6 protein-coding genes, 2 tRNA genes, 1 rRNA gene and 4 pseudogenes are annotated in these 10346 nt (G+C 43.6%); 5 read left to right on the top strand and 8 right to left on the bottom strand.

Annotated features, from left to right (window positions below; genetic code table 11):
* Positions 1–22: 22 nt before the first annotated feature.
* The 3 genes from ilvM to ilvL form a co-directional block, all read right to left on the bottom strand.
* The gene (gene ilvM / locus ACGF49_RS16840) at positions 23–280 is read right to left on the bottom strand and encodes an acetolactate synthase 2 small subunit (protein WP_011148754.1); all 258 of its coding nucleotides are present in this window, start codon (positions 278–280) and stop codon (positions 23–25) included.
* Positions 277–1923, bottom strand: coding sequence for an acetolactate synthase 2 catalytic subunit (gene ilvG / locus ACGF49_RS16845; protein WP_113042848.1), 1647 nt, complete (start codon positions 1921–1923; stop codon positions 277–279). The genes ilvM and ilvG overlap by 4 nt, the downstream gene beginning before the upstream one ends.
* A gap of 138 nt (positions 1924–2061) precedes the next feature.
* Positions 2062–2160 (bottom strand): ilv operon leader peptide, encoded by a 99-nt coding sequence (gene ilvL, locus ACGF49_RS16850; protein WP_113042847.1) that lies wholly within the window; start codon positions 2158–2160, stop codon positions 2062–2064.
* Between the two features lie 657 nt (positions 2161–2817).
* Here ilvL and ACGF49_RS16855 point away from each other — a divergent pair.
* Complete coding sequence (locus ACGF49_RS16855) at positions 2818–4341, top strand: YifB family Mg chelatase-like AAA ATPase (RefSeq protein WP_113042845.1); 1524 nt, start codon at positions 2818–2820, stop codon at positions 4339–4341.
* Positions 4342–4388: 47 nt separating this feature from the next.
* Here the strand turns inward: ACGF49_RS16855 and ACGF49_RS16860 are convergent, their stop codons facing one another.
* On the bottom strand, positions 4389–4727 hold the full coding sequence (locus tag ACGF49_RS16860) for a DUF413 domain-containing protein (RefSeq protein WP_112877337.1): 339 nt from the start codon (positions 4725–4727) through the stop codon (positions 4389–4391).
* Positions 4728–4852: 125 nt separating this feature from the next.
* Here ACGF49_RS16860 and hdfR point away from each other — a divergent pair, with 125 nt between their 5' ends.
* The 3 genes and pseudogenes from hdfR to ACGF49_RS16875 form a co-directional block, all read left to right on the top strand.
* The gene (gene hdfR / locus ACGF49_RS16865; RefSeq protein WP_228902963.1) at positions 4853–5689 is read left to right on the top strand and encodes an HTH-type transcriptional regulator HdfR; all 837 of its coding nucleotides are present in this window, start codon (positions 4853–4855) and stop codon (positions 5687–5689) included.
* Between the two features lie 396 nt (positions 5690–6085).
* Positions 6086–6339, top strand: a pseudogene (locus ACGF49_RS16870) (transposase); the annotation flags it as partial.
* A 749-nt stretch (positions 6340–7088) separates the two neighbouring features.
* A pseudogene (locus ACGF49_RS16875) lies at positions 7089–7226 on the top strand (IS982 family transposase); the annotation flags it as partial.
* A gap of 261 nt (positions 7227–7487) precedes the next feature.
* Here ACGF49_RS16875 and ACGF49_RS16880 read toward each other — a convergent pair.
* Positions 7488–8882: pseudogene (locus ACGF49_RS16880) on the bottom strand (IS1182 family transposase).
* A gap of 204 nt (positions 8883–9086) precedes the next feature.
* Between ACGF49_RS16880 and ACGF49_RS16885 the strand changes: the two are divergent.
* A pseudogene (locus ACGF49_RS16885) lies at positions 9087–9506 on the top strand (RNA-guided endonuclease InsQ/TnpB family protein); the annotation flags it as partial.
* Between the two features lie 369 nt (positions 9507–9875).
* Here the strand turns inward: ACGF49_RS16885 and ACGF49_RS16890 are convergent.
* The 3 genes from ACGF49_RS16890 to rrf form a co-directional block, all read right to left on the bottom strand.
* Positions 9876–9951 (bottom strand) — tRNA-Trp (locus tag ACGF49_RS16890).
* Between the two features lie 9 nt (positions 9952–9960).
* Positions 9961–10037 (bottom strand) — tRNA-Asp (locus ACGF49_RS16895).
* A 203-nt stretch (positions 10038–10240) separates the two neighbouring features.
* Positions 10241–10346, bottom strand: a 5S ribosomal RNA gene (rrf, locus tag ACGF49_RS16900); the annotation flags it as partial.

Here is a 10346-nt window from a genome sequence, read left to right on the forward strand (position 1 = left end):
CTCTTATTCCTTTATTTCTACGTTATGCACGTATGAGTTGTGATTTTTGTTGCAGGATCTTGACACCAGCGACATCCACTAATTTAGTCAGTTGTGAAGACAACAAATTAACCGGTTTTTGGCTGGCAACAATTAATTCGATATTAACATTATCGCCATCCATTGTTTGATCCATATTCATTGAACATATCTGAAATCCACGATGACGCGTTACCCGTAAGATACGCTCTAATATTTCAGGACGGAAACGAGCATGGATTGCAAGTTGATGCTGCATCATAATGATTTCTCCAACATAGTTTCATTGCTTGCACCGGGAGGAACTAACGGCCAAACGTTCTCTAATTCCTCAATAGATACCTGTAATAAATAGGGGCCCTTACTGCTGAATAATGCATTCAGCGCTTCATCAATCTGTGATTTATCTGTGATATGTTGCCCAGGAATACCAAAAGCTTTCGCTAATGTGACAAAATCGGGGTTATCTGTTAATGTCGTTTCACTATATCGCTTATCAAAAAACAGCTCCTGCCATTGCCGCACCATTCCCAATCGCTGGTTATCCAACAATAAAATTTTTACTGGTAATTGCTTGCGTTTAATTGTCCCCAATTCTTGAACATTCATCATGAAAGAGCCATCTCCAGATACACAAATCACCATATCTTCCGGTCGAGCAATCTGAGCGCCAATTGCAGCAGGGATACCAAATCCCATTGAGCCCAATCCACTAGACGTAATGAAATTTTCAGGCCCATCAAAAGTCATATGCTGAGCAGTCCACATTTGATGCTGTCCAACATCGGTAGTAATAACCGTATTAAATGTTTTACGATCTGAAACCTGCTTCAATAACCAAGGCGCATAGATACTCTCCCCTTGATGGTCATAACACCAAGGATATTCAGCTTTCAGATACTTAACTTCCTGTTGCCAGGGCATAATTGACAATGGCTGTTGCAAACGGGGCAATAATACCTTTACATCCCCCAGTAACGACACATGAGCCTGACGTAATTTACCCAACTCTGCCGGATCGATATCCAGATGAATGATTTTTGCACACGGAGCAAAAGTATTAAGTTTGCCAGTCACACGATCATCAAAACGAGCACCTACAGCAATCAACAAATCACATGACTGAACGGCAAGATTGGCCGCTTTCGAACCATGCATCCCAAGCATTCCCAGATAACATGGATGTTCTGAATCGGCAGCCCCCAAGCCTTTCAACGTAGAAGCAACCGGCATACCTGTTTCCACAACAAAATCTCGCAGAATAGAAACTGCTTGAGACATCCCTACTCCACCACCGACATACAACACTGGCTTTGCCGCAGTCGCAATCATTTTCCGAGCTTGTTCTAATTCACTTTCCGAGCAGGGCTCCTTTTGCTCAACGGGTACCAAATGTGGTACCAAATTCCCCTCTTTCAACTGAATATCTTTAGGAATATCAATCAAAACTGGGCCAGGTCGACCACTAGTGGCAATAGAAAAGGCTTCCGCCATAATTTGAGGTAAATCTTCCAGTGAGTCCACTAAGAAACTGTGTTTAGTACAAGCAAGGGAGAGGCCTAAAATATCGACTTCTTGGAAGGCATCAGTTCCAATCAATTCAGAACCAACTTGACCAGTGATAGCAACAATAGGAACAGAATCTAACAATGCATCGGCTAATCCAGTGATTAAGTTTGTTGCTCCCGGTCCCGATGTAGCGATACAAACTCCCGGCTTACCACTGGCTCTCGCATAACCGATTGCAGCCATAGCTGCCCCCTGTTCATGCCGACAAAGCAAATGCTCCACCCCACCATCGTACAAGGCATCATAAACCGGCATGATCGTACCACCAGGGTAGCCAAAAACCTTATCAACCCCTTGCGTTCGTAATACCTTTACAACCCACTGCGCCCCGTTCATTTTTCATATCCCCTGTGTTTACCCTGTGAGACAAAATTTTGTTCTGTTGTATGTTTCCGTCTCTACCGGATTTTGCTTGCCGAAAAAAAACCCCCGCGCCTTTCGGTGCGGGGGTCTTCGAGAGATCTGGCTGTTATTCTAAGCCGTTCTTCGTCCAAGTGCAGCCCCGCACGGTGGGATAATAATCACCACCACGCTGACAATAATTAGGCTAATCACTAGGACAAATGTGCTCATAATCTTGGTCGTTTAACTGGTTTGTTTAATCTATATTTAAGAGTTATCACGTTCTTCATAGCTTGACAACATTTATTTTGTTTTATTACTCGATATAAAAAAATACTATTTATTTTCAATTAAATACTTGTTATATGGATTATTTATCCAGTAAATAAACCGATTTAAGTGATAAAAACTAACTGATTAGATATAAACAAAACAACACATTAATAGATAACATAAAAAACAAATCATCCGACTATAATCAAAAATAAAGAGCTTGTTATTAATCACTTGAGTAACAAAAGCTTCTCATTAAAAATAAAGCATGATGATATAACATACTAAATTCATCCACTGTAAAAATATATATAAGTTTGAATTTAAATTAAATTCAACCAATAAAAAATCAATCTAAAAACATAACCAAAATAATAAAAAAACCTCAAAACAAGAATATAAAGATAATAGATACAATGAGTTAAACATTAAAATAATAAAAATTAAACCATTTAAATCAATAAAATAAAAATTATTTGATTTAAATTCCAAAATAAAATTTTTATAGTTGCTTCGAAAAATATTTATTAGAGCCGCTTCGCAAAAAAATAATAGAAAACTATTTATTATCTAATTTCAGTCCATCATATACGCTTTCTTACTAAGGAGAATAGGATGGCCCTCGCTGTTATTTATACCCGAGCGACTATAGGTATTCACGCCCCTATTGTTACCGTTGAAGCGCATATTAGTAATGGTTTACCTGGATTAACCCTAGTTGGTTTGCCTGAAACAGCCGTAAAAGAAGCAAGAGATCGTGTCAGAAGCGCGTTGATCAACAGCGGGTTTACCTATCCGCCTAAAAGAATCACCGTCAATCTTGCACCCGCAGATCTTCCCAAAGAAGGTGGCCGTTATGATTTGCCAATCGCTATCGCTATTTTAGCCGCTTCAGAACAAATACCTACCGATAAACTAAGTCATTACGAATTTCTTGGTGAACTCGCTCTATCCGGGGGTTTACGGAAAGTTAACGGCGCAATTCCAGCCGCACTCAGCGCAGGAGAAGCAGGAAGACAACTTATTCTACCAACAGAAAACGCAATAGAGCTGGCAATTTTATCTCAGAATGAAACGTTAATGACAGAACATCTCTTGCATATCTGCCACTTTCTTCAGGGAGAACAACAACTGCTGACAGCACCAATCCAACATGAATCCTTAACAGAACCATCACAACCGGATCTACAGGATATTATTGGCCAGGAACAAGCAAAACGCGCCCTAGAAATCACAGCCGCTGGCGGACATAATCTTTTGCTACTTGGCCCTCCAGGGACAGGAAAAACAATGTTGGCAAGCCGGCTATGTAGTCTATTACCACCATTAACAAACAAAGAGGCCCTTGAGATTGCCGCTATCAATAGCTTGGTGGATACCTACCTTCCACCTGAACAATGGCATACACGCCCATTTAGAGCGCCTCATCACAGTTCTTCAATGGCAGCTCTAGTCGGCGGCGGTGGACTTCCAAAACCTGGTGAAATTTCACTTGCTCACAACGGCGTGCTATTTCTAGATGAACTACCTGAATTTGAACGCAGAGTCCTTGATGCTCTCAGAGAACCGCTGGAATCAGGGGAAATAATTATCTCCCGAGCCAGAGCAAAAGTTTGTTTTCCTGCCCAAGTTCAATTGATAGCAGCAATGAATCCTAGCCCTACAGGCTATCATCAGGGCATTAAAAATCGAAGTAGTCCTCAGCAAATACTTCGATACCTAGCGAAACTTTCTGGTCCTTTCTTGGATCGTTTTGATCTCTCAATTGAAGTTCCCCTGTTACCCATTGGAACATTGAGTAGCCCTGTTAGACCAAGCGAAAGCAGCAAAGATGTAAGATTAAGAGTACTAGCAGCACGAGAAATACAACTAAAACGGTGTGGAAAAATTAATGCTCATCTGAATAGTAAAGAGACAGAGACATTTTGTAAGCTCAAACCTGACGATGCTGTATTTCTAGAACAAACTCTAATAAAACTAGGGCTTTCAATCCGAGCATGGCACCGAATTCTGAAAACATCCCGGACACTTGCCGACTTAGAAGAAAAAAAAGAGATAGAAAAACCACATATCATGGAAGCCTTAAGCTATCGCAGTATGGACAGATTATTAATACAATTACAAAAACAATCAGGTTAGCAATGAAAAAGGGGCAAAGCCCCTAATATTCATAACTTGTGATAATATTAATCATCGGTGTCGGTATAGTCATCAGAAGCATCGATCTGGGGCTTACCGCCTGAAAGAGTATGAAAACGCTTTGGACGACTAATCTTTGCAAGATATTTGGTCCATACTTTTTCTTCTATTGTCACAGGCTGCCGTTCACCCCGGCAAACAGCAACAAACAGCTCTTCTACTTCTGTTTGAGGCTCGCGTTTACCAAGATCTAACTCATTGAACGCATAACCATGGCGCTCTAGCAATTGCGCCTCTTTAATGGTGAAATCGCCATGGCGGGAGAACCCGCGAGGATAATTTTTGTTATCAAAAAAACGATTAGTCGTGATGAAGCTTTCGGCCATCTGACACACTCCTAATTCTAGTATTGTTACTATCATGCCAATTATGGCGCGGAGTATTAGATAGGCCTAGCGTTCTGTAAAACAAAAAATTTAAATCTTAACGATAAATATTATTGGAGATATATGTGGACACTGAATTACTGAAAACCTTCTTGGAAGTCAGTAAAACTCGTCACTTTGGGAGGGCAGCCGAATCACTGTACCTGACACAATCAGCAGTTAGCTTTCGCATACGCCAACTAGAAAATCAATTAGGTACTCATCTTTTCACTCGCCACCGCAATAACATCCGTCTTACAGCAGCAGGAGAGCGCCTTATTCCCTATGCAGAATCACTGATGAGCACCTGGCAATTGGCTAAAAAAGAGATAATGCATGCTTCTCAACATATTGAATTAACAATTGGTGCCACTGCATCACTATGGGAAGCATATTTAACTTCCTGGTTACAAGGCTTCTATAAAAAACATCAGGACTTAAGATTGGAATCCCGGGTTTCTACACGGCAATCCCTTGTTAAACAGCTTCATTCACGTGAGTTAGATCTATTGATCACTACCGAACCACCCAAAATGGATGAGTTCCAAAGCCTATTATTAGGAAATATTTGCTTGAAGTTATTAACAACAGAAGAAAATCTGAAATACCAAATTAAAAATTACATCAAGCTAGAATGGGGAGCTGATTTCCATCATCAGGAACAACGGATTTTAAAAAGTGAGCAGTTACCCACCATCACAACCACTTCAGCACATATAGCCCGCCAACTACTCAATAGCGTAAGAGGAGCCGCCTTCTTACCAATACACTGGCAAAATGAATATCCAGAGCTGGTCTCCTATCCAAATACTGAACTAATTGAACGCCCATTATATGCCATATGGCTACAAAAGAATGATCAGCAAGCATTCATTCAACAGTTATTAAAAATACCTATCATACATACTCCTACAAGAGGTTAAGAAGCATCCATGTAAATCATTTAATTAGCAAATATATGTTCTGCAAAATTTATGGATAGCAATACTATACGAAAACAGGAATGAAAATAGTAAAGGAGAAAGAAATTTCAGATCGAGCATAAGGGTGGGATTACTTTTGCTATCTTCCCACATATAGCTCCTATTTACTAAGTAATCCTTACGTATAGTATAACCTGAATCAGACGTAGTGTTCCCACCTTATCGTTTTAGGTATCCTCTCCTTCAAACCGAACTTTTCTTAAGAAGAAAATTTTCACAATCAAAATATTAGCTAAGATCTATTCGTATATATCCTCTAGACACTTAGTTCAGAAGGACTTTAACTAACCCAAATTCTGGATAAGAAATTGACGAGAAACCTGTTCCAGGAGCAAAGTTTTGGTGCCACTATGCAGTTATCTGACTCAATTAAAAGGCAAACCCATAGGAATTTTGCTTCGATTGATTCCACCAGTTTGCGGGTTTGTCATAACATCCGTATTCCCCGTCATCTTTACGCCGACAAGGAGTATCTCAGTCAGGAGCTCGCTGACGATTTAGCCAAAACCAGTGTCACTTTCATCACGAAAAAGCGCCGAAACATGAAAGAGTGTATGCAAGCTGAGTGGGATAAATTCAGGATAGAGAGAGTGGCAGGCCCACCGAAGTCTGCTGTCGGAAGCGGGCTTCAAACCCCCTCAAGCGGCTGCCGTAAAGAGCGGTAGTCGTGAGCGTTGAGGTCAAAGTGCGAACAATAGTTCAGCAAGTAGGATACAAAGAGACGAGTAAAACCGAACCCATGTGGACGCGTCGTAAAGAAGAGATTTGAAATCAAAACTAGGCGTTTCTATCTTCCGGGATAAATCTGTGAGTGAATTCCGAATGCTGCGCAGGTGATGTCCGGCGTAGAGTGGGCGTGACTTTGTATCGGACTCTTTCTGGGAACGGCGGGAACCCGTCATCACGATGTCAAGGGAGAAATGCAAGTCACTAAATTGACAAGTATGAAAGTACCGATGAGTGATACGGGGGCGGAGTGACTCGTAATAGTGAGGAAATATTTGTAATGAATGTGGAACGAAGGGGTCACGTCAAGCGGCCTTGCCCAGTATCCAACTGTCAGACAGGAGGAGATGCTGAGGTTAAGGCAAAACCGTTTGTCATTGATAAAAGGGATGTGCACCGTGCCGGGTTATTGGTCAAAGCCAATCAGGGTATGACGGGAGTGGATGGTCGAACCATTGCGGATTTTAAATCAAACCTAAAAGGGAATCTATATAAACTGTGGAACCGCTTATCATCGGGCAGCTATTATCCGCCCCCGGTGAAAGGTGTCACTATTCCCAAGAAATCAGGTGGTGAACGTCTGCTGGGTATTCCCACTGTTGCGGATCGTGTAATAGAGTATTCGCGCCACCGAGGTATAAAAGGATTTATGTTGCCCGTTTTAGGCGGTTTGATTGCTTACTGCCTTAAATGGAAGAAACCATCACTGAAAGTTTTCTACTCAGAAGACGATTTTTCAGTGACGGTTTAAACAGAATTCGGGTTAACTAGTATGAAAATTGCCAAAAAGTCTAAAAAGTTATCTATAAGAATTCACTTTGACAATAGATAATTAGCAAAAACCGCCGTAAACCCTTGCCCAGTGCCAGAGCGGGGATATCAGGCGAAAAGCCCAAAGGGCTTTCAGACCGCCGACAAACCTCATTGAAAATAATGGGGTCTGTTCTTTTCATGATGAATCCTAATACAACTCATTTTCCTCATTGACCCGATTCAATCGCCCGTCAGGGGGTTATTTCCGCTTCGCTTGCAATTTGACACGTTCGCTCTCCAGAGATAAAAACAACACAGCATCGCGATCAGCAATGCTATCTTCTTGATATTTTGGGCGGTTGCTGCCAAAAGACACTGTATTTGCACTTTTTGCAACCCGCGAAAACGGGCATAACGGTGCCCGTGATGTTGTTTCGCATCCGCAAAACTGCGTTCTATCGTCTCCTTTCGTCGCTTGTAAACCTTTTTACCCCACTCCGTTAGCCGGTTTTCCCTGGCTTGCTCCTTACTGTCCTCCCAGACATGACGGGTTATCTTTTTGCCCCCTTTGGCCTGCGTACAGGATGCGCGTTTCGGGCAGTACTGGCAGATATTCGCCGCAGCCTGATAATGCCGGTATCCCTCTCGGCTGGTCGTTTTATAAATCAACTTTTCGCCCTGGGGGCACACATAGCAGTCCTGCTGCTTGTCATAGGTAAAATGCTTCTTCTGGAAGACGTTCGGCCCCTTATTCGAGCGGCGGTAACCGATTATCGGGATGACGCCTAACTGTTCCGTTAAATAACAGACTGGGGCCGTAAAATAGCCCGCATCCAGCCCAACCGCGAGGGGAGCCAGGGAGAATCGTTTGAGCTGACGCGCCAGACGCCCAATAAAGGGCTGGCTGTCGTGGACATTGCCCGGGGTGGCGTAGGTATCGGTGATGATGCCGACTTTTCCATCCACGCTACGGTGGTCAAGGTAAAAGAACCCCCTGGGTTTGTTGGTCCGGTGCATAAATCCGCTTTCCGGATCGGGGATACTGACCTTCGTCTTTCTCTGCCGTTCCTTAAGGGCTGGCTTTAAGCTTTTTTCCGGCAATAGCCCGGTCTTCATTGACCGCGTTATCCAGCTCGTTAAGATAGGCGCTGAGGGGAACCGACCGCATCGCCTGCTCAGATTTATGTGGATTGGCACTGGCTTTCAGGTGGGTACTGTCCGTATAGAGTACCCGTCCACCCACCAGCCCTCTGGCGATCGCCTGCTCAACAATGTGGTCAAAAATCTGCTGGAAGACCTCGCTGTGATTGAAATGGCGGCGGCGGTTTTGGCTCAGGGTCGAAGCATCAGGCACCTTCTCAGTCAGTCCGAGGCGCAGAAACCAGCGATAAGCTACATTAACCTGAATTTCCTGTACCAGACGGCGTTCACTGGGAATGCCAAATAAATAGCTCAGTAACATCATCTTAAGCAACATAACGGGATCGATAGCCGGTCGGACATTATTATGACAATACAAAGGCGCGACTCATTCGCGGATAAATTCGAAATCAATAGCGGCATCGATTTTACGGACCCGATGATTTTTGGGTACCAGCTCGTCAAGCGAAAGCGTTTCTGGCGGGAAAGTCTGAGGAGGCGGTGTTCTTAACATGGCGGCAAGCTCCGTTTGGTGAACGGAACTTAATTAAAACAAAAGGCCGGATAAAAAACCAGCACTTTGTCAATAATCTGAAAGCCCAAAGGACTTTAGGGCTGGCTACTGCGACGTATCCTGACTGAATTGATATTTGCCTGTAAAATAGGCTAAAATGAATGCACTCTATCAATGAGCGCTGAATATGTTAAGAGCGACCAATTTCAACACAAACTCTCTCGAACAATGGTTGACGAAAACCAAGCGGTCATTGTTGAGACGCTGAAATCGGCCAACATAATGAAGGATCACCACCTTGCCCACGCTATCGGGGATGCGGGCTGACATGGCTCCCTCATGAAACTGGAATACAAAGCCGCGGCGGCAGGTGTTCACCTAGTCAAACTGGATCAGTGGTTCGCCAGCTCGAAAACCTGCCATGGCTCCGGTCACAAAATGCCAGAACTGCCGCTAAATAAGCGGATCTGGCAATGCCCGGTTTGTCATGTCGAACATGACCGCGATATTAATGCGGCGATCAACATCCAGCGCAAGGGCACAACAGAATTACAGGCGGCGGGACTCATCGTTTCTGCCCACGGAGGCCAGCGTAAATCCGTCATAAAGACGGTGGCGGCCTGAAAAGTGGGAAGCCTCGCCGTTTTTTGCGGCGGGGAGCAGTCACAAAGAAAGGTTTTATTGCTATAAGATCGAATAACATTGAGAACTGAAAAATGTGTAACAACATCAATGATGAATTCAAATCGATGGCAACATTGGCTTTACGAACCAGACAATATTTGGGAACAAATTTTCCAAGTGAGATCATCTCTGGAGAAAAGGTTCGCATAAGAGGATTTTTAGTGTAAAGGCAAATCCGTTTTTCTTACAAAGTTCCATTAGAAAAAAGGCGCCGACCAAAAAGCCAGCGCCTTATCAATAATCTAATTCAAGTAGCGTATATGGATCACCAATATTATGAACTACCCTAGTTGCCACTTAACTTATAACTGGCAGGGGCGGAGAGACTCGAACTCCCAACACCCGGTTTTGGAGACCGGTGCTCTACCAATTGAACTACGCCCCTAAATTAAGGTGGCGGTGCGGACGGGGCTCGAACCCGCGACCCCCGGCGTGACAGGCCGGTATTCTAACCAACTGAACTACCGCACCACCGAATTCTCTTTGATTTATATCGCTGCTACGACATAAAACTTTAATATCAAACTTAGCAGCTCATAAACGGCTTTCCTGCCGTTTGCCCTTCGGACCATCGCCACTCGCGATGTTCAAACCCGTTCCAGACGGAGTTTGTCCTACTCTCTGCTACTTTTGCCTCATGTTGCTTTGCTGTCGCAACACAATGCTAAATTAAAGCCTGGCAGTTCCCTACTCTCACATGGGGAGACCCCACACTACCATCGGCGCTACGGCGTTTCACTGCTGAGTTCGGCATGGGGTCAGGTGGGACCGCCGCGCTAT

The organism is Photorhabdus sp. RM96S, from assembly GCF_042879335.1.
Lineage (GTDB): Bacteria > Pseudomonadota > Gammaproteobacteria > Enterobacterales > Enterobacteriaceae > Photorhabdus > Photorhabdus kayaii.

Coding starts and splice junctions, on each gene's coding strand:
- ilvM (WP_011148754.1), bottom strand. CDS start 280: ATGATGCAGCATCAACTTGCAATCCATGCTCGTTTCCGTCCTGAAATA.
- ilvG (WP_113042848.1), bottom strand. CDS start 1,923: ATGAACGGGGCGCAGTGGGTTGTAAAGGTATTACGAACGCAAGGGGTT.
- ilvL (WP_113042847.1), bottom strand. CDS start 2,160: ATGAGCACATTTGTCCTAGTGATTAGCCTAATTATTGTCAGCGTGGTG.
- ACGF49_RS16855 (WP_113042845.1), top strand. CDS start 2,818: ATGGCCCTCGCTGTTATTTATACCCGAGCGACTATAGGTATTCACGCC.
- ACGF49_RS16860 (WP_112877337.1), bottom strand. CDS start 4,727: ATGGCCGAAAGCTTCATCACGACTAATCGTTTTTTTGATAACAAAAAT.